18 protein-coding genes are annotated in these 18,668 nt (G+C 67.7%); 9 read left to right on the top strand and 9 right to left on the bottom strand.

From position 1 onward, the window contains the following. From glmU to ACZZZQ_RS13725, 5 genes are all read left to right on the top strand, one after another. Positions 1-1,431: a bifunctional UDP-N-acetylglucosamine diphosphorylase/glucosamine-1-phosphate N-acetyltransferase GlmU gene (glmU, locus tag ACZZZQ_RS13705; protein WP_072591547.1), complete on the top strand. Its 1,431-nt coding sequence runs from the start codon at positions 1-3 to the stop codon at positions 1,429-1,431. Between the two features lie 8 nt (positions 1,432-1,439). After that, positions 1,440-2,474, top strand: a complete 1,035-nt coding sequence (locus tag ACZZZQ_RS13710) for a ribose-phosphate diphosphokinase (protein ID WP_053097056.1) — start codon at positions 1,440-1,442, stop codon at positions 2,472-2,474. Positions 2,475-2,559: 85 nt separating this feature from the next. After that, on the top strand, positions 2,560-3,018 hold the full coding sequence (locus ACZZZQ_RS13715; RefSeq protein WP_463507766.1) for an FMN-binding protein: 459 nt from the start codon (positions 2,560-2,562) through the stop codon (positions 3,016-3,018). Positions 3,019-3,033: 15 nt separating this feature from the next. Then, positions 3,034-3,891 carry an FAD:protein FMN transferase gene (locus ACZZZQ_RS13720; protein ID WP_463507767.1) on the top strand — a complete coding sequence of 286 codons (858 nt, stop codon included), beginning with the start codon at positions 3,034-3,036 and terminating at the stop codon, positions 3,889-3,891. 27 nt (positions 3,892-3,918) lie between these two features. Further along, the gene (locus tag ACZZZQ_RS13725) at positions 3,919-5,493 is read left to right on the top strand and encodes an FAD-dependent oxidoreductase (protein ID WP_463507768.1); all 1,575 of its coding nucleotides are present in this window, start codon (positions 3,919-3,921) and stop codon (positions 5,491-5,493) included. Between the two features lie 248 nt (positions 5,494-5,741). Here the strand turns inward: ACZZZQ_RS13725 and ACZZZQ_RS13730 are convergent, their stop codons facing one another. From ACZZZQ_RS13730 to ACZZZQ_RS13740, 3 genes are all read right to left on the bottom strand, one after another. Continuing rightward, entirely contained in the window at positions 5,742-6,425 is a 684-nt protein-coding gene (locus ACZZZQ_RS13730) for an endonuclease domain-containing protein (protein ID WP_463508099.1), read from the bottom strand. A gap of 382 nt (positions 6,426-6,807) precedes the next feature. Further along, positions 6,808-8,277, bottom strand: a complete 1,470-nt coding sequence (locus tag ACZZZQ_RS13735; RefSeq protein WP_372984181.1) for a sensor histidine kinase — start codon at positions 8,275-8,277, stop codon at positions 6,808-6,810. A 26-nt stretch (positions 8,278-8,303) separates the two neighbouring features. After that, the gene (locus ACZZZQ_RS13740; RefSeq protein WP_056280043.1) at positions 8,304-9,032 is read right to left on the bottom strand and encodes a response regulator transcription factor; all 729 of its coding nucleotides are present in this window, start codon (positions 9,030-9,032) and stop codon (positions 8,304-8,306) included. Positions 9,033-9,195: 163 nt separating this feature from the next. Between ACZZZQ_RS13740 and ACZZZQ_RS13745 the strand changes: the two genes are divergently transcribed. Next, positions 9,196-10,668: an ABC transporter permease gene (locus ACZZZQ_RS13745; RefSeq protein WP_463507769.1), complete on the top strand. Its 1,473-nt coding sequence runs from the start codon at positions 9,196-9,198 to the stop codon at positions 10,666-10,668. Between the two features lie 40 nt (positions 10,669-10,708). Continuing rightward, positions 10,709-11,434, top strand: coding sequence for an ABC transporter ATP-binding protein (locus tag ACZZZQ_RS13750; protein WP_400342036.1), 726 nt, complete (start codon positions 10,709-10,711; stop codon positions 11,432-11,434). A 56-nt stretch (positions 11,435-11,490) separates the two neighbouring features. Here the strand turns inward: ACZZZQ_RS13750 and gndA are convergent, their stop codons facing one another. Both gndA and ACZZZQ_RS13760 read right to left on the bottom strand, forming a co-directional pair. Further along, positions 11,491-12,939 carry an NADP-dependent phosphogluconate dehydrogenase gene (gene gndA / locus ACZZZQ_RS13755; RefSeq protein WP_053097041.1) on the bottom strand — a complete coding sequence of 483 codons (1,449 nt, stop codon included), beginning with the start codon at positions 12,937-12,939 and terminating at the stop codon, positions 11,491-11,493. A gap of 97 nt (positions 12,940-13,036) precedes the next feature. After that, a complete protein-coding gene (locus tag ACZZZQ_RS13760) occupies positions 13,037-13,162 on the bottom strand; it encodes a hypothetical protein (protein WP_256381367.1) in 126 nt (41 codons plus the stop codon). 222 nt (positions 13,163-13,384) lie between these two features. On the opposite strand from ACZZZQ_RS13760, the gene ACZZZQ_RS13765 reads away from it, so the two are divergent. Next, positions 13,385-13,993 carry a 50S ribosomal protein L25/general stress protein Ctc gene (locus ACZZZQ_RS13765; protein WP_053097039.1) on the top strand — a complete coding sequence of 203 codons (609 nt, stop codon included), beginning with the start codon at positions 13,385-13,387 and terminating at the stop codon, positions 13,991-13,993. 120 nt (positions 13,994-14,113) lie between these two features. Next, positions 14,114-14,695, top strand: coding sequence for an aminoacyl-tRNA hydrolase (gene pth / locus ACZZZQ_RS13770; protein ID WP_072591542.1), 582 nt, complete (start codon positions 14,114-14,116; stop codon positions 14,693-14,695). A 35-nt stretch (positions 14,696-14,730) separates the two neighbouring features. On the opposite strand, the gene ACZZZQ_RS13775 is transcribed toward pth, so the two are convergent. The 4 genes from ACZZZQ_RS13775 to ACZZZQ_RS13790 form a co-directional block, all read right to left on the bottom strand. After that, complete coding sequence (locus ACZZZQ_RS13775) at positions 14,731-15,441, bottom strand: hypothetical protein (protein ID WP_463507770.1); 711 nt, start codon at positions 15,439-15,441, stop codon at positions 14,731-14,733. Between the two features lie 24 nt (positions 15,442-15,465). Next, positions 15,466-16,470 (bottom strand): tryptophan--tRNA ligase, encoded by a 1,005-nt coding sequence (gene trpS, locus ACZZZQ_RS13780; RefSeq protein WP_463507771.1) that lies wholly within the window; start codon positions 16,468-16,470, stop codon positions 15,466-15,468. A 77-nt stretch (positions 16,471-16,547) separates the two neighbouring features. Then, positions 16,548-17,390, bottom strand: coding sequence for an exodeoxyribonuclease III (locus tag ACZZZQ_RS13785; RefSeq protein WP_072591540.1), 843 nt, complete (start codon positions 17,388-17,390; stop codon positions 16,548-16,550). 9 nt (positions 17,391-17,399) lie between these two features. Further along, the gene (locus ACZZZQ_RS13790) at positions 17,400-18,602 is read right to left on the bottom strand and encodes a YihY/virulence factor BrkB family protein (RefSeq protein WP_463507772.1); all 1,203 of its coding nucleotides are present in this window, start codon (positions 18,600-18,602) and stop codon (positions 17,400-17,402) included. Positions 18,603-18,668 lie beyond the last annotated feature (66 nt).

The following is an 18,668-nucleotide window of genomic DNA, read 5'->3' on the forward strand; positions in this document are numbered from 1 at the left end:
ATGACTGGGAACAATCTCGCGATCATCGTCCTCGCCGCAGGCCAGGGCACCCGCATGCGCTCGCGTCTTCCGAAGGTGCTGCATCCGATCGGCGGGCGTCCGCTCGTCGGCCACGTGCTGACCACCGCGACGCGACTCGGCGCCGATCACATCGAGGTCGTCGTGCGGCATGAACGCGACCAGGTCGTCGCCGCACTCGAGAAGGACTACCCGACCGCGGTCTTCATCGATCAGGACGACGTCCCCGGCACCGGACGCGCAGTGCAGGTGGCTGTCGACGCGCTCCCTGCCGACTTCGACGGCGACGTGCTCGTGCTCTCGGGCGACTGCCCTCTCGCGGATGCGGACACGCTGGGCTCGTTCCTCGACGCGCACCGCGCCGCGCAGGCGGAGGCGACCCTCATGACCGCCGTGGTCGAGGACCCGACCGGCTACGGCCGCGTCATCCGCGACGCCGACGGCGGCGTCGATCGCGTCGTCGAGCAGAAGGATGCGACGACCGAAGAAGCTGCCGTCAGCGAGATCAACGCGGGCATGTACGTGTTCCGCGTCTCGACGCTCCGCAAGTACCTGCCGTCGGTGGGCGTCGACAACGCGCAGGGCGAGATGTATCTGACCGACGTGCCGGGGCTCCTCCGCCGCGATGGCAGCCGTGTGGCGGCATCCGTCGTCTCCGACGTCACCGTCACCTACGGCGTCAACGACCGCGCTCAGCTCGCGGAGGTCGGTCGTCTGCTCAACCGCCGCATCGTGCGGCGCTGGCAGCTCGAGGGCGTCACCGTGATCGATCCTGCGACGACGTGGATCGACGACGACGCGACCCTCGCGCCCGACGTCACCATCCTCCCGAACACGCACATCCTGCGGGCGACGACGATCGCCGAGGGTGCCATCATCGGACCGGACACCACCCTCGTCGACTGCGAGGTGGGAGAGGACGCGATCGTCCGCCGCACCGATGCGACGCTCGCGGTGATCGGTGCCGAGGCCACGGTCGGACCGTTCTCGTTCCTGCGGCCGGGCACCGTCCTGGGGGCCAGAGGCAAGATCGGCGCCTACGTCGAGACCAAGAACGCCGAGATCGGCGAAGGCAGCAAGGTGCCGCACCTGTCATACGTCGGAGACGCGACCATCGGGCGAGGCGTCAACCTCGGTGCGAGCACGATCACCGCGAACTACGACGACGTGAACAAGCACCGCACGGTGGTCGAGGACGAGGTGCACACCGGCTCGCACACGACCCTCGTCGCGCCCGTTAGGCTGGGAGCCGGCGCCAAGACAGGTGCTGGCGCTGTCGTCCGCAAGGACGTCCCCGCCGGCTCCCTTGCCATGAGCGTCGCCCCTCAGCGCAACATCGAGGGTTGGGTCGAGAAGAACAGGGCAGGCACGGGCGCGGCAGACGCCGCAGCCCGAACCCGAGTGGCGGAGTAGGCAGAACGATGGCGCGCAAGAAGAAGACGGTCGATCTGGACAGGGACAACGGCATCGCTCCGGGTCTCGTTGCCAAGACCAAGAAGCGACTCGTGGTCGCAGGTGGTCGATCGCACCCCGAGCTCACCGCGGCGGTGGCCGCGTCGCTCGGGACAGAGGTCGTGCCGACCGAGCACCGCACCTTCGCATCCGGTGAGATCTACGCCCGGTTCGAGGTGTCGATCCGAGGCTGCGACCTCTTCCTGATCCAGACCTTCGGTGAGCCGGTCAACGAGTGGCTCATGGAGACCCTCATCATGATCGACGCGGCGAAGCGCGCGTCCGCCAAGCGCATCACCGTCGTCGCCCCGTACTATCCGTATTCACGTCAGGACAAGAAGGGCCGCGGCCGTGAGCCGATCAGCGCCCGCCTCGTCGCCGACCTGCTGAAGACCGCCGGCGCAGACCGCGTGATGAGCGTCGACCTGCACGCCGCACAGATCCAGGGCTTCTTCGACGGTCCCGTCGACCACCTGTTCGCCAAGCCCGTGCTGCTCGAGTACTTCCAGCGCACGCTGAGCCCCGCCGACCGAGAGATCCTCACGGTCGTCTCGCCCGACATGGGTCGTGTCCGCGTGGCCGACACATGGTCCGACAGCCTCGGCGCCCCGCTGGCGATCATCCACAAGCGACGCGACCCGAAGGTCGCGAACCAGGTCTCGGTGCACGAGATCGTCGGAGCGGTCGAGGGTCGCACCTGCCTGCTCGTCGACGACATGATCGACACCGGTGGAACCATCGTGAAGGCCGCGCAGGCGCTCAAGGCCAACGGCGCGCATCGCGTGATCGTCGCCGCGACGCACGCGATCTTCAGCGATCCGGCCTCCGAGCGTCTGCAGGACGCCTCGATCGACGAGGTCGTGATCACCGACACGATCCCGCTCACCGAGTCGCGTCGCTGGGACAAGCTGACGGTCCTCCCGATCGCCCCGATGCTCGCGCGTGCGATCCACGAGGTCTTCGAAGACGGATCCGTCACGAGCATGTTCGGCGGAGACGCGTAAGCGACTCATATATCGGGCACAGCCTGCACATAGACGGGCTCCCTACGGTCGAATCAACACATCGATCAAGGCCGGGAGGACCATCATGATCCGCACGACTGTACCGACTTCTGTTCGCAAGAGCGCCGCCCTGGTCGGCGTCGCCGGGCTCCTCGTGCTCGCCGGTTGCTCCGGCACCGCGGATGCCGAAGACCAGTCCACCGACACGAGCACCGAGTCGACGGATTCGGGCGCATCGACGAGCGGCGACTACACCGACGGCACGTACACGGCCGACGGTTCGTACCAGACCCCCGAGACGGTCGAGAAGATCAGCGTGACCCTCACCGTCGCCGACGGCCTGGTCACCGAGGTCGAGGTGACCGGTGACCCGCAGGCACGCGAGAGCGAGCAGTACCAGGGGCAGTTCATCGACGGGATCTCGGATGAGGTCGTGGGCAAGTCGCTCGACGAGATCGAGGTCAGTCGAGTGGCCGGATCGTCGCTCACCAGCGGCGGGTTCAACGAGGCCGTCGAGTCGATCAAGGAGCAGGCGGCCGCCTGAGGCGCCTGACCACGTATGGCGATCTGGCGTTTCGACGCGATCGGCACGGCCTGGGAGATCGAGACGTCGCACGAGCTCGACGAGCATGACCGTGAGCGAGTCGGGGCCGAGATCGACCGGTTCGACCGAGAGTGGTCGCGGTTCCGTGACGACTCCTCGGTCACCCGGGTCGGCCGTGACGGCGGCTCGATCTCCTCGCCTGATGCGGGAACCATGCTCGATGCCTTCCGCGAGCTGTCCCGCGCGACCCACGGGGCGGTCAACCCGCTCGTCGCCGACAGCCTGTCGGCCCTGGGCTACGACTCGTCGTACTCGCTCGTCGCGCACGATCCCGTCGCTGCGCCCGGCGACTGGACGTCCCTGCTGGACTGGACGCCGGGGGAGGCCACGGCATCCGTTCCCGCCCTGCTCGATGTCGGCGCCCTGGGCAAGGGACGCCTCGTCGACGTCGTCGCCGCGGTGCTGTCCGACGTTCCCGGGAGTGTCGTGGTCGATGCCGGCGGTGACATGAGAGTTCGCGGTGATGTCGTTCGGGTGGGCCTGGAGCATCCATACGACCCGACGAAGGCGATCGGAGTGATCGAACTGCAGAATGCCGCGCTGTGCGCCTCGGCGGTCAATCGCCGTGCGTGGGGCGACGGACTGCATCACGTCCTCGACGCTCGCACCGGCGTGCCCGTGCGGACATGGGCGGCCACGTGGGCGATCGCCCCCGACGCGATGCGAGCGGACGCTGTCGCGACTGCCCTGTTCTTCGAGGGCGGGCCCGAGATCGCCGCATCGTGGGGCGTGGAGTGGGTGCGGATGACGACCGACGGGCGGGCGGAACGCTCGACCGGCTGCCCCGCTCAGCTGTTCACCACCCGCCGTTGAATCAACGAAGTAGGGAAGAGTAGACCTGTGATCACCTCCATCACCGCACTGCGGCAGCGGGTCCTTGCGTTGCTCGGCGGCATCTCGATGTATCGCCTGGTGCTGTTCGCGCTGCTGACGCTGGCGCTCATCGCTGTGGTGCTCTCAGCTCTCGGCGTGATCGTCTCACCCACGCCCGTCGAGATCCTCGCATCCTTCGTCGTCCTGGCCATGGTCATCTCGCTGGTGGACGCAGCGGCCCAGCGAATCCTGCGCCTTCCATGGCGTATCGAGTCGTCGCTGGTCACCGCGCTGATCCTGCTCTTCGTGCTCCGCCCCGGCATCGAGCCGAATGCCCTGCTCGGCCTCGCCATCGCCGGAGGCGTCGCGAGCCTCTCCAAGTACCTGATCGCGTGGCGAGGTCGGCACATCCTCAACCCGGCGGCGTTCGGCGCTGCCGTCGTGTCGATCCTCGGGTCGTTCGGAGCGTTCGAATGGCTCGGGACCTCGTCGTCCTGGTGGGTGGGCACCCCGTCACTCTTCATCCCCGTCCTGATCCTCGGGCTCGCCGTGCTGTGGCGCACCGAGAAGGTGCGGATCGTCGTCGTGTTCCTCGTCGTCGCCATCGCCGTCTCGGTCCTTCGTCAGGCCGTGCAGGCGCAGGAGTTCGCGATCGACTTCGACGCCGGCTCCGCCCTCTCGTTCGCGATCCTGCAGTCTCCGTTCCTGTTCCTCGGTGCGTTCATGCTGTCGGAGCCGTTGACTCTGCCGCCGCGCCGGTGGCAGCAGTTCTCGGTGGCAGTTCTCGTCGGCGTGCTCGCCGGCTGGCCGATCGCGATCGGCGGCCTCTTCACGCTCGGGCAGGAGCGTGCTCTGCTCATCGGAAACCTCCTGGCCTTCGCCTTCGCGCTGCGCGGATCCGTGCGTCTCGTGCTCGAGAAGCGGCAGTTCATCACGCCGACGGCTCAGGAGCTGACGTTCCACGCGAAGGGCACGCTGAAGTTCCTGCCGGGGCAGTACCTCGAGCTGGACGTGCCGCACTCCCGCCCGGATGCGCGCGGAACCCGTCGCGAGTTCAGCATCGTCTCGGCGCCCGCCGACCTCCCGACGCTGCGCATCGCCTACAAGGACGGCGATCAGAAGCATCCCTCGAGCTACAAGCGCGCGCTGGCGGCCGCCGAGCCGGGTGCTGCGCTCGCGGTGACCGGCACATGGGGCGACTTCCTGCTTCCACGCGCCGAGACCCCGGTGCTGATGGTGGCCGCGGGCATCGGCGTCACGCCGTTCGTGTCGCAACTGCGACAGCTGATGCTGACCGAGCAGCAGCGTGACGTGGTTCTCGTCTACGTGGCATCCGACAGCTCGGAGCTCGCGTTCCGCGATGAGCTGGCCGCGACCGGTGCGCGCGTGATCGTGTTCACCCGGGACGAGCCTGTCGACCTGCCCTCGCGCTGGACCTGGGCCCAGGGTGTGCGCCTCGACGCGGCGGCTCTCGAGCACTACGTCCCGGACATCGGCGAGAGGCATTCCTACATCTCCGGCCCGCCGCGGCTGATCGCCGACCTCGCTCCCGCCCTGCAGAAGGCGCGGTCGCTCACGACAGACGCCTTCGCCGGGTACTGAGTCCGGTCTGTTCGGTGTCGCCCGGCGCCACGTGCAGGACGCCAGCACGTTCTGCGGGCCGGTTGTCCCTGATTCCGTCCTGCATTCGTGCCTCGGTCCCGCAAGTGGTACAGGCCGTGCGTCGACGGAGCGCTCTGTAGATCGCGGGGGTGGGTCGTCCTGTGCCGGTTGCAGGACCCAGGCACGTTCTGCGGGGTGGTTTTCCTGATTCCCTCCTGCATTCGTGCCTTGGTCCTGCAACCGGTACGTCAGATGCGTGCGCGAAGGCGATCGACGGCCGCAAGGATGGCGGCTTCCACGACCGGCCAGTCGTGGACGATCATCGCGTAGTCGAAGCGCAACGTCTCATATCCCTGCCTGGATGCCTCCGCATCGCGCAGCAGATCTCGATGGCGGTGCGATGCGCTGTCGTGATTCTCCGCCCCGTCGGCTTCGAGGATGAGCAGCTCATGGAGCACGAAGTCGACGCGTCCGACCGAAGGTATGTCGACCTGACACTCGAGATGGATCCCGAGTAGGTGAAGCCGAAGACGAAGCAGCGACTCGAGGCCGCTGTCGGCATCCGTCCGAGCCAGATCGACCAGCCACCGAGCCTTCGCCGGTAGGCAGGATCGGATGCGGGCGCGGCCTGCCGCTCCGATCTTGCGCAGCTGCAGGGCCGACTCGATCGAGACGAAGAACGACTCATCGCCCTTGCAGAGATAGACGTGAACAAGGGCGTCCTCGAGGGGAGCGAGGCCGAGAACCGTCCGTCCGTCGAAGTAATGGCCGGTGCAGGTGCATGCGATGTGGTGGTTTCGGCCGTGAGTGCCGAGCCAGACATGCGGATTCGTATCGTCTTCGAGCGTCCAGATGCCGTGCAGCGCAGTGCACGAGAGCAGGTCAGCGCGCCTCCGTGCGCGGCAGCGGTGAGAACGTCGGCGGGAGCGGATGGCGTCGCGAACACGCCGTTGCGGACGCGAGTGATCGTGCCGTCGCGAACGGCTGACGAGAGCATCCGTCTGCTCAGCCCGAACTGGCGAAGAGTCGTACCCCTGGCCAGATCACCCAGGTGAGAGAGGACGTGTGCGGCGGTCGGCATCTGATCGATCCTGCCCGTTCTGAGGCGGGGGACGGATCGGAATCGAGGGTCGTGGAAGGCATCGGCTGATAGCCCGACCTGTGCAGAAGAGAAGTCGTGGGTCCGTGCGGTCGTCTGCTTCACCGTCTGGAGGATGAGAGCACGGTAGCAGGACCGAAGTCGTCGGTTCGCCGTGCAGAAGTGCCTCGGTCCCGCAGACGGCTCTGCGGGACCGAGGGGAGACGAAGACGCGGTCAGTCCGAGGCGGCCGCCGGGTTGATCGGGAGCCGCACGCTGAAGGTCGTGTCTCCGGGCTCGCTGTCGACCGTGAGGTGACCGCCGTGTCCTTCGACGATCGCCTTCGCGATGGCCAGTCCGAGCCCCGTGCCGCCGGTCTGGCGGGCGCGGGAGCTGTCACCGCGGGCGAAGCGTGCGAAGAGCTCCTCTCGCACCCCGGGGTCGATGCCCGGGCCGTTGTCGTGCACGCGCAGCACGGCCTCGTCGCCTTCGCGGGCCACGCTGAGGGTGATCGACGTACCGGCAGGCGTGTGCGTCCGCGCATTCGCGAGCAGGTTCGCGACGACCTGGTGCATGCGGCCGGCATCGCCGACGATGACGATGGGCTCGTCCGGCGCCTCGATGTTCCAGTGGTGGTCGGCTGCGGTCGGGCGCGCGTCGGAGAGCCCCTCCAGCGCGAGCTGCGTCAGATCGACGGTGCCGTAGACGAGTTCTCGTCCCTCGTCGAGACGGGCGAGCAGCAGCAGATCCTCCACCAGGCGCGTCATGCGCAGGGACTGGGCCTGGATGCGCTCGAGCGACGTCGTGGTGCTCTCGACGGCCGCCTCTCCGCCCTGCTGCTTCAGCGCACGCAGAGAGAGCTCGGAGTAGCCGCGGATCGACGACAGAGGTGTGCGCAGCTCGTGGCTCGCGTCGGCGACGAACCGACGCATCCGCTCTTCATTCTTCTGACGGGAGGCGAGAGAGGCGTTGACATGGTCGAGCAGCTTGTTGAGGGAGGAGCCGACGAGACCCGTCTCGGTCCGCGGATCGGCCTCCGCGGCAGGCACCCGCTCGGTGATCTGCACCTCTCCGCGGTCGAGGGGCTGGTTCGCCACCCGCGTCGCCGTCGCGGCGACCGCACGCAGCGGTCTCAGTCCGACGCGGATCGTGATCGCCGTCGTGAGAGCGAGGAGGATCAGACCGCCGATCGTTGCGAGCGCGATCACGGTGAGCAGTGTGGCCAGCTGATTCTGGATCTCGGTCCGGGGGAGACCGGTGACCACATTCACACCGTTGGGCGCCTGCTTCGCGAAGACCATGTACGAACCGAAGTCGTCCAGGGCGACGGTGGCGCTGGGCTGGCCGGCAAGTGCTGCGTCGATCCGTTCGAGGTCCGCGCTGGTCAACTTCTGCGGGACGCCGCCCCACTCGTCTTTGGTGTCGGGGAAGAGCACGCCGCTGGTGCCACCCTCCGTGCTGGACACCGCCAGCAGGAGTCCCGGAACCCGCGCATCGTTGATCTCGAGGATGTTGTCCATGTTCGCGAACTGGGCCGGTACCCGGCTGACCCACTGCGTCACCTGATTCGAGTAGCTGTGCAGGCGATCCTCGAGCTGCCGTTCGAGCGTGCTGCCGAGCAGCGCACTGGTGATCACGGCGACGATCACGAGGATGAGCGAGACGAAGCCGATCACGGCTGTCATCAGCCGTGTCTGCAGACTCATCGGCCGTCTGGCCATCCCCGTGCTGCTCACTGAGGCGCCTTGATCATGTAGCCGACACCGCGCACGGTGTGCAGCAGCGGGGTGCGTCCGGCGTCGATCTTCTTGCGGAGGTACGAGATGTACAGCTCCACGACCGAGGACTTGCCGCCGAAGTCGTAGCTCCATACGCGATCGAGGATCTGCGCCTTCGACAGCACTCTGCGTTCGTTGCGCATGAGGTAGCGGAGCAGCTCGAACTCGGTCGCGGTCAGCTCGATCTCGGTGCCATCGCGCATGACCTCGTGGCTGTCCTCATTGAGGGTGAGGTCGGCGACGCGGAGGATCGACTGACCGTCGTCGGCGGTCGCATGTCCCGTGCGACGGATGATCGCGCGCAGACGTGCGATGACCTCTTCGAGGCTGAACGGCTTGGTGACATAGTCGTCGCCGCCGGCGGTGAGGCCGGCGACGCGGTCGCCCACGGCATCCTTCGCGGTCAGGAACAGCACGGGCACGAGGCTGCCCGACTCGCGGAGGCGCCGCAGAACGGCCATGCCGTCGAGGTCGGGCATCATGATGTCGAGCACGAGAGCGTCGGGTTCGAACTCGCGCGCGACCTGCAGAGCTTCGAGGCCGGACGACGCCGTGCGCACCTCCCAGCCCTCCATCCGCAGAGCCATCGCGAGCAGGTCGGTGAGCATCTGCTCGTCGTCGACGGCGAGGATGCGCAGGGGGGAGCCGTCGGGGCGGCGCAGTTCGGGAAGATCGGTGCTCATGAGTACATTCTGCGGAATCACCTATGGGGTTTCTATGGAGTGCGCTATGCGTCGCCTGTGAGAAAGCACCCATAGCCTTCTCATCATCGGTCCCTCGATCTCGCAAAAGTCCGGTCTTTAGCGTCGACATCGGCCCCGCGAACGGCGCGGCAGAAGGAGACACATGTACGGGACATATCTACGGCGCGAGTTGGCGGGCCGCAAGAAGCAGACCATGATCGTCGCGATCGGACTCGCGATCGCGATCGCCCTGGTGATCATCGTGAACGCCCTCACGGCAGGAGTTCGGGATGCGCAGGCGCAGGCGCTGGAATCGGTGTACGGCGTGGGCACCGACCTCACGGTCACCGGTGCCGCGGCGGAACCGGGGGAGGGCGGCGGGCAGCGCTTCGACTTCGGCTCGGAGGACGGCGCGACCGAGGGCGACACGACCACACTGAGCCAGTCGACTCTCATGACGGACTTCATGCGCGGCACGCTCGACGCGTCCGTGCTCGACACGGTGACCTCGACGGATGGCGTGACGGCGGCATCCGCTGCTCTCAGCCTCACGAACTCGACGTTCTCGGGCGAGCTGCCCAGCGGCGGGTTCGGTGAGCAGGACGCCACGACAGAGGGCACTGCGCCGGCCGAGGGTCAGGCGCCGCCGCAAGGCGGAGCGGGTGGCACGGGTGGAGGCTCGTTCGGCGTCGATTCATTCACCGTGCTCGGCATCGACCCGGCCGTGACGTCAGTGGGTCCACTCGCCTCGGTCGAGGTCAGCGATGGCCGGGCTCTCGACACGGAAGACGCCGGGGCACTCGTCGCGCTCGTCGACGCGACCTACGCGACCACGAACGAGATCGCCGTCGGCGACACCATCGACGTCGCAGGCTCCGATGTGGAGATCGTGGGGATCGTGGCTTCCACCGCGGACTCCGCCGACACCGCTGCCGACGTCTATCTGCCCCTCGACACGGCGCAGGATCTCTCCGGCGCCGGAGACGTCGTCTCCACGGTGTACGTGCAAGCCGAGTCGGCATCGTCGATCGACACGGTGCAGGCGGCCCTCGCAGACGAGCTGCCCGACGCGACGATCACGTCGCAGTCCGAGCTCGCCGCGACCGTCTCCGGTTCGCTGTCCGGTGCCACGTCGCTGATCACGAACCTCGGCACCTGGCTGTCGATCATCGTGCTCGCCGTGGCCGTGCTGCTCTCGGTGCTGCTGACGCTGTCCGGCGTCTCGCGCCGCACCCGCGAGTTCGGCACGCTCAAGGCGATCGGCTGGTCGAACGGTCGCGTCGTGCGCCAGGTCGCGGGCGAGTCGATGGTCCAGGGACTGATCGGTGGCGTCGTGGGGCTCGCACTCGGCATCGCCGGCATCGTTGTGATCGATCTCGTGAAGCCGACCGTCGCGGCTGCTGCCGCGAGCACTGCGGAAGGTGGCCCCGGCGGGATGGGCGGCGGGCCCACCGGAGGTGGCGACATGTTCCAGACGCAACAGGCGGCCGACATCGTGCTGCACGCACCGTTCACACCGTGGGTGCTGGTCGCCGCGGTCGGCCTCGCCGTGCTCGGCGGTCTCGTGGCAGGAGCATTCGGAGGCTGGCGCGCGGCCCGCCTCAGCCCGGCAGAGGCACTGCGCTCCGTCGCCTGACGGACGCTCGATCACCCATCGCACGACAAGGAGATACGACATGACCATCGCAGACATCGCCCCTTCCGCGAGCGGCACGGATGCCGCGGCGCCGCTGTACCGCGCGCAGGGTGTCACTCGCACGTACACGCAGAAGGGACGCACGGTGAAGGCGCTCACGGGGGTCGACCTCACGATCCTTCCCGGTGAGTTCGTCACCATCCAGGGGCCGACCGGAGGGGGCAAGTCGACTCTCCTGCAGATGCTGGGCGCGCTCGACAAGCCCTCCTCCGGCTCGTTGAAGCTCGGTGACATCGAGCTGGCGTCGGCATCCGCGAGGGAGCTCAGCCGCATCCGTGCCCAAGAGATCGGCTTCGTGTTCCAAGGGTTCAATCTCATCCCCACGCTGACGGCGGCCGAGAACGTGGACATGGCCCTCGAGCCCACTGACCTGAGCCGGACCGAACGGACGGGTCGCGTCGCCGAGGCTCTCGCTCACGTCGGGCTCGCCGACCGCGGCGACCACCTGCCCACCGAGCTGTCGGGCGGTCAGCAGCAGCGTGTGGCGATCGCGCGGGCGATCGTGAAGCGACCCCGCGTGCTGCTCGCGGACGAGCCCACAGGCAACCTCGACGAGAGCATGCGCGATGAGATCCTCACGCTGCTCCAGGGGCTGTGCGCGGAAGGGATCACCATGATCGTCGTCACTCACGACTCGGCGGTGGCGCGCCGGGCCACCAGACGCCTTCGGCTGGCGAAGGGCACGGTGCAGGACATCACCCGGTGAGACATGACGAAGGCCCCGGCGGAATCGCCGGGGCCTTCGTCATGTCTGCGACGCGCTCAGTGCGTGTCTTCGGCTTCGATCTCGGTGCGGTCGCCCGACCACTGCGTGTGGAAGGTGCCCGGCTTGTCGATGCGCTTGTAGGTGTGCGCCCCGAAGAAGTCGCGCTGGCCCTGCACGAGGGCTGCGGGGAGGCGGTCGGCGCGGATGCCGTCGTAGTACGACAGCGACGACGAGAACGCCGGAGCCGGGATGCCGGCCTGTGCCGCCGCGACCACGACGCGACGCCACGGCGCCTGAGCGCGCGTGATCGCCTCGGTGAAGTACGGAGCCGTCAGCAGCACGGGAAGACCGGGCTCTGCCGCGTATGCGTCGGCGATGCGGTTGAGGAACTGCGCACGGATGATGCAGCCGCCGCGCCAGATCTTGCTGATGGCGCCCAGGTCGATGTTCCAGCCGTATTCGGCAGCGCCCGCGCGGATCTCGTCGAAGCCCTGCGAGTACGCGACGATCTTCGATGCGTAGAGCGCGAGACGGACGTCCTCGATGAAAGCGGCCTCGTCGGCGACGACGAACTCCTCGTCCGGGCCCGGGAGGGCTCCGGCGACCTCGCGCTGCTCGGGGTGCGACGACAGCGAGCGGGCGAACGTGGCCTCGGCGATGCCGGAGACGGGAACGCCGAGCGACAGCGCGGTCTGGACGGTCCACGCTCCGGTGCCCTTGGCTCCGGCCTGGTCGAGGATGACGTCGACGAGCGGCTTGCCGGTCTCGGCATCGACCTGGCGCAGCACCTCTGCGGTGATCTCGATCAGGTACGACTCGAGCTCGCCCTTGTTCCATTCGGCGAAGATCTCGGCGATCTCGGCGGGCGACTTGCCCGTGCCGCGGCGGATGAGGTCATAGGCCTCGGCGATGAGCTGCATGTCGGCGTACTCGATGCCGTTGTGCACCATCTTGACGAAGTGTCCGGCACCGTCGTGGCCGACGTGCGTGACGCACGGCTCGCCCTCGGCGATCGCGGCGATCGACTTGAGGATCGGGCCGAGGGTGATCCACGACTCGTCCGAGCCGCCGGGCATGATCGACGGGCCCGTGAGTGCGCCCTCCTCGCCGCCCGAGATCCCGGCGCCGACGAAGTTGATTCCGGTCTCACGGACCGCCTTCTCGCGGCGGATCGTGTCGGGGAAGTACGCGTTGCCGCCGTCGACGATGATGTCGCCCGGCTCGAAGACCTCGACCAGCGAGTCGATCACGGCGTCCGTCGGGCCGCCGGCCTTGACCATGATGATCGCGGTGCGCGGCTTCTGCAGCGAGTCGGCGAACTCCTGGTAGGTCTGGGCGGGGATGAAGCCGGCCTCAGGGTGATCAGAGACGAGCGTCGCGGTCTTCTCGTAGCTGCGGTTGAAGATCGCCACCGTGTTGCCCTCGCGGCTGGCGAGGTTGCGGGCGAGGTTCGAACCCATGACGGCGAGTCCGACGACTCCGATGTTCGCTGATGCTTCGGGCACAGATGGCTCCTAGATCGAGAAGAAGGGGATGCTCCCAGATTATCGCGGCGTCCGGGGTGGTGCTCCCGTGTGACGGGTGGTGACGGACGCGAGGAGGTCAGTCCTTGCGGTATCCCGAGCGCCCCAGGGAGAACAGGGCCGCGAAGGTGAAGCCTGCGGCGCACACGGTCATCGCGCCGATGAGCCAGGCGATCGCGTGGGAGAAGAAGACGCCGTCGAGCATGAGAGAACTCCGTGTTCTGCAGAGAGAGGATCGGTGTTCTCAGCCTACCGGCTCATCCGGTACCATGAGAGGAGTACCTCGGCGAGGGATGCTTCTGCGCGTGCGCTGGCATCCGTTATCGACGCGGCGAAGCAAGCCGGTGGCTTTCCTCACGTGTCTGCGTTCGAGAACAATTCCAAGACCACCGCGTAGCTATCGCTGCGTGCCCCGAAGGAGAACCCCATGTCTGAAGACACCAAGGTCAAGGCCGAGCTCCGCGAGAGCTTCGGCAAGGGCTTCGCCCGTCGTCTGCGCGCCGCAGGCAAGATCCCCGCCGTGATCTACGGCCACGGCACCGACCCGGTGCACGTCGCACTGCCCGGCCACCAGGTCTCGCTGATCATCCGCCGTGCGAACGCTCTGCTCGAGCTCGACATCGACGGCAAGGACCAGCTCGCCCTCGTCAAGGACGTCCAGCGCGACCCGGTGCACCAGATCATCGAGCACATCGACCTGCTCGTCGTCCGCAAGGGCGAGAAGGTCACGATCGACGTTCCCGTCGTCGTCACCGGAGAGTCGGCTCCCGGAACGATCGTCAACCAGGACGCGAACACGCTGTCGATCGAGGCCGAGGCCACGCATCTTCCGCAGAACGTCGAGGTCTCGGTCGAGGGTCTCGAGGACGGCACGCACATCACCGCCGCCGAGGTCAAGCTCCCCAAGGGCTCGACGCTGCTGACCGACCCCGAGGTTCTCGTCGTCGCGATCTCGATCCCGGCCGAGGAGTCGCTCGAAGAGGACGAGGCCGGCGCCGACGAGGCTGCCGCCGAGGAGGCTCCCGCCGCGGAGTGATCTCCGCAGGCGCAGCGCACAGCTGACTGCAACACAGAGGGGGCGCGAGCATATCGCGCCCCCTCTGTCGTATTCTGACCCGGGCACCGCGAAGGGCCCGCATTCCGAGAGGACGACCACATGGCATCCACCTGGCTCGTGGTGGGACTCGGCAACCCCGGCCCCCGATACGCGGATACGCGTCACAACATCGGCCAGATGGTCGTCGATGAGCTCGCATCACGCCGCGGCGAGAACTTTCGGGAGCACAAGGGCGGCGCGCGCGTCGTCGAGACCTGGCTGCGCCCGGGCGGCGACAAGCTCGTGCTCGCCAAGCCGAACACGTTCATGAACGTGTCCGGGACGCCGGTCGCCGCCCTGGCGCGGTTCTACTCGGTGCCGCCGGAGCAGATCATCGTCGTCCACGATGAGCTCGACATCCCGTTCGACACCGTCAAGCTCAAGATCGGCGGAGGCCACGGCGGGCACAACGGCGTCCGAGACATCGCCCGTGCCATCACCACTCCGGATTTCCCGCGGGTGCGGGTCGGCATCGGTCGACCGGTGGGGCGCCAGGACCCCGCGGACTGGGTGCTCTCGCCGTTCGGCAAGGACGAGCGTGCGAACCTGCCCATACTCGTGTCCGACGCGGCGGACGCGGTCGAGCTGCTCGTCGAGGACGGACTGCTCGCCGCTCAGCAGAAGCACCACGCTCCACGGTGAGACACGGGGCGGTGCACCCGTCGCGTGCCCCGCGGCTACGGCAGGAAGCCGGTCGCCGTTCCCGTCGACAGTGTCACCAGCAGCACGACCCAGAAGATGATCGGGCCGAGCACGGCGACCACGAGGGCCGCGATGCCCGCACCGCGCGCCTGCTTCTTGCGAATGGCGATGATGCCGATGACGATGGCGGCGATGCCGAGGATGGTCCCCGTCCAGAACGAGATCTCCGCCCACAGGACTTGGTCCCTCGCGGGAGAGAGGATCGACAGGAAGTCCGGTGCCGTCGTGTCGAGACCGCCCGGAAGACGACGTCCGATCTCGAAGCCCATGATGCCGGCGACGATCGGTGTGACCACGGCTGCCACGATCGCCAGGACCAGAGCCAGGATGCCGAGCAGCCCTGACTTCTTCTCCGCGATCACCGGTGCCTGGTATGCGCCCGCGGGCGCTGCGTAGCCTCCGACCGGAACCTGATAGGCGCCGGGAGGAGCCGCCTGCGGTGCGGGAGCGCCTTGGTACGAGGGCGGAGCACCCTGATAGGCCGGGGGAGCGCTCTGGTATGCGGGCGGCGCACCCTGATAGGCCGGGGGAGCGCTCTGGTATGCGGGCGGCGCCGGGGGAGTCGAGGAATACGCAGCGGGCGCTGGCGGCACGGGCGGCGCGAACTGCTGCTGCTCGTCGGCCGATCGGGGCGCGGGAGGCACAGGGGGGACGGCACCGGACGGGGGCTGCTGCGGATCAGTCACGCCCCCATCCTATGGCTGGCCAGGTCAGACGCGACGAAGCAGTCCGACCCGGTCGTAGACCGCTCCGAGAGTGGCGTCGGCGACGGCATCCGCACGCGCGGCGTTCTGCGCGAGGATCCGATCGAGTTCAGCAGGGTCGTCGAGCAGCTCGAGCGCGCGGGCACGCATCGGCTCGAACTCGTTCACCACGACCTCGGCGAGTCCCTTCTTGAAGTCCCCGTAACCACGGCCCGCGTACTCATCCTCGATCGCCGGAACCTGACGTCCCGACAGTGCGGCGTAGATGGTCAGCAGGTTGGACACGCCGGGCTTGGTGTCGCGGTCGAAGCGCACCGATCCTTCGTTGTCCGTGACGGCCCGCATGATCTTCTTCGCCGACTTCGCCGGGTCGTCGAGCATCCAGAGGACTCCCGCATCGCTCTCGGCGGACTTCGACATCTTCGACGTCGGGTTCTGCAGGTCGTAGATGCGCGCCGTGTCCTTCTGGATCACGGGGCGGGGCACGACGAACGTGTCCCCGAAACGGGAATTGAAACGCTCGGCGAGGTCGCGGGTCAGCTCGACGTGCTGCTTCTGGTCGTCGCCGACCGGCACGACATCGGTCTGATACAGCAGGATGTCAGCTGCCATCAGCACCGGGTAGGTGAAGAGACCGACGCTGGTGGCATCCGCTCCGTAGCGCGCTGACTTGTCCTTGAACTGCGTCATGCGACCGGCTTCTCCGAAACCGGTGATCGTCGACAGGATCCAGGCCAGCTCGGCGTGCGCGCGGACGTGAGACTGCACGTAGAGCGTCGAGAGGGAGGGCTCGATGCCGGCGGCGATGTACTGAGCAGCGGTGCGGCGGGTCTTCTCGCGCAGCTCGGCGGGATCCTGTGCGACGGTGAGCGCATGCAGATCGACGACGGAGAAGTATGCGTCGTACGAGCTCTGCAGATCCCGCCACTGCAGGAGCGCTCCGATGTAATTGCCGATCTGAAGCGAGTCGGCGGAGGGCTGCATTCCTGAGTAAAGGCGAGGTTTCGTCACGACATCAATCCTAGGCGGCGCCGGTCGTGCCGGACCGCGCGAACCGGGTCCGTCCGAACCCGGGCGCCGCCTGCTGTTCAGTAGGTGTAATCGACGACCACCGGAGCATGGTCGCTCCAGCGCTCGTCATAGGCGGCCGCGCGGGCGACGTGATAGGCAGTGACCCGTTCGGCGAGAGCCGGAGTGGCGAGGTGGTAGTCGATGCGCCACCCGGAATCGTTGTCGAACGCCTGCCCGCGCATCGACCACCAGGTGTACGGCCCCTCGACCTCGCCGTGGAACACCCGGCCCACGTCGACCCAGCCGAGACCGGTGCCGGTCGAGCCGTCGACGCCCTCGACGGTCTCACCCGCCGCTCCGAGGAATCTGTCGAAGTACGCCCGCTCACGGGGGAGGAATCCCGCCTTCTTGCGGTTGCCGCGCCAGTTCTTGATGTCGAGTTCGCGGTGGCCCACGTTCAGGTCCCCGGTGACGAGCGCGAGTGCCCCGTCGTCCGCGCCGAGCTCGGCCAGCCGGTCACCGAACGCGTCGAGGAACTTCCACTTCTCCTCCTGCTTCGGAGTGTCGGCCTCGCCGCTGTGCACGTAAGCGCTCACGACCGTGAGAGGGCGGTCGCCGATCAGGAAGTCCGCTTCGATCCAGCGACCCTTCGAGTCGAAGTCGGCATCGCCGAAGTCGGTGCGCGAGGCGAGAGCCGGCAGCCGGCTGGCGATGGCCACGCCGGCGCGACCCTTGGCGGTCGCCTCGTCGTGCACGAACGTCCATCCGGGCAAGGCCGCTTCGAGATGCTCGTCCTGGCCGCGGACCTCCTGCAGAGTGAGGACGTCGACGTCTGCCGCGTCGAGCCACGCGCTCATGCCATTGCGAGCCGCCGCTCGGATCCCGTTGACATTGACCGTGGCGATTCGCAGATGAGGCATGGTTCCAGCCTAACGAGCGCCACCGACATCGCGTGTCCGCTGCAGCTCGGCCAGCAGCCGCTGCGCGAGTGGCGACGCGGTGTCGACGGGCGGGGGCGCGGACGCCTCCAGCTCCGCCAGTTCCCGCTCCGCCGCCTGCACGGCTCGACGCGCGCCCCATACGCCGTACCAGGGTGCGGTGTCGCGTGCCGCGTGCGCGTCGCGGACGCGGATGCGGGCGGCCATGAGCAGGGTCTCATGCTCGACGATCCGACGCTCGGCCTCCGACTGAGCCAGCAGCGGCAGATCCTGGTCCTGGGCGGCGACGGCGATCCATGACGATGCCACGAGCATCACCACCCCGTTCACCCGGAACCACAGCAGCAGGCCGATGAAGATCGCGAACGTGGCCAGAAGCGGGTTGGAGGGCGTGTAGCTCAGGAGGAACCCTGCACCGTACTGCAGCACCGTCATCGCGGCGCCGCCGAGGATCGCGCCGGGCCAGATCGTGCGCCAATGGAGCGTCGTCCCCGTGAGGAAGCGCACCATCGCGGCCAGAGCGGAGGACATCAGGACGAACGACACGATGACCGTGCCGATGCGGATGCTGAGGTTCAGCCCGTCGGATCCCGAGTCCCAGCCGAGGAGGCTCAGGAGCCAGCTCAGCATCGCCGCGCTGGCGGAGCTGAGGATCGACCCCACGATGAGCGAGACGCCGAAGATCAGCGCGGCGAGAAGATCCCGAGCCTTGAGGATCACGTAACTGCGAGTGTCCGGAGGGAGGCCGAAGATGTCCCTCGTGGCGCGACGTGAGAAGGTCACCCACCCGATCGCGGTCCAGATCACCGTGCCGAGGGCGATGAGACCTGTCACTCCCAGGAGGCTGGCCGTGCTCGCGGCGATCTCCTTCACCTGATCCGGGGTGAACACCCCGCCCTGATCGAGGATCAGATTGGGAACGTAGCTGTTGATGATGACGATCAGACCGTCGACCGCCTCCGTGCTGCCACCGAGCCAGATGCCGATGATGGCGAAGGCGAGGTACACAGCCGCGAAGATCGCGAAGAGGGCCTGATAGCTCACCCCGGCAGCGAGAAGGAATCCGTTGTGCTGCAGGAAATGACGCCAGACACGCACGGGGAACAGGCCCAGAGTGCGCTGGGTCAGAGCGGTCGCCCTCTCCACGGCCGCGTCCAGGCGACGGGGCTCGGGGGCGGCGTGGTGTTCGGACACGTCCTCACCCTATCCAAGCGACGAGAACGGGCGGGCACCCATCAGGGTGCCCGCCCGTTCTCAGGT

This window comes from Microbacterium sp. AC132, from assembly GCF_979258525.1.

Coding starts and splice junctions, on each gene's coding strand:
- glmU (WP_072591547.1), top strand. CDS start 1: ATGACTGGGAACAATCTCGCGATCATCGTCCTCGCCGCAGGCCAGGGC.
- ACZZZQ_RS13710 (WP_053097056.1), top strand. CDS start 1,440: ATGGCGCGCAAGAAGAAGACGGTCGATCTGGACAGGGACAACGGCATC.
- ACZZZQ_RS13715 (WP_463507766.1), top strand. CDS start 2,560: ATGATCCGCACGACTGTACCGACTTCTGTTCGCAAGAGCGCCGCCCTG.
- ACZZZQ_RS13720 (WP_463507767.1), top strand. CDS start 3,034: ATGGCGATCTGGCGTTTCGACGCGATCGGCACGGCCTGGGAGATCGAG.
- ACZZZQ_RS13735 (WP_372984181.1), bottom strand. CDS start 8,277: ATGAGTCTGCAGACACGGCTGATGACAGCCGTGATCGGCTTCGTCTCG.
- ACZZZQ_RS13740 (WP_056280043.1), bottom strand. CDS start 9,032: ATGAGCACCGATCTTCCCGAACTGCGCCGCCCCGACGGCTCCCCCCTG.
- ACZZZQ_RS13745 (WP_463507769.1), top strand. CDS start 9,196: ATGTACGGGACATATCTACGGCGCGAGTTGGCGGGCCGCAAGAAGCAG.
- ACZZZQ_RS13750 (WP_400342036.1), top strand. CDS start 10,709: ATGACCATCGCAGACATCGCCCCTTCCGCGAGCGGCACGGATGCCGCG.
- ACZZZQ_RS13760 (WP_256381367.1), bottom strand. CDS start 13,162: ATGCTCGACGGCGTCTTCTTCTCCCACGCGATCGCCTGGCTCATCGGC.
- ACZZZQ_RS13765 (WP_053097039.1), top strand. CDS start 13,385: ATGTCTGAAGACACCAAGGTCAAGGCCGAGCTCCGCGAGAGCTTCGGC.
- pth (WP_072591542.1), top strand. CDS start 14,114: ATGGCATCCACCTGGCTCGTGGTGGGACTCGGCAACCCCGGCCCCCGA.
- ACZZZQ_RS13785 (WP_072591540.1), bottom strand. CDS start 17,390: ATGCCTCATCTGCGAATCGCCACGGTCAATGTCAACGGGATCCGAGCG.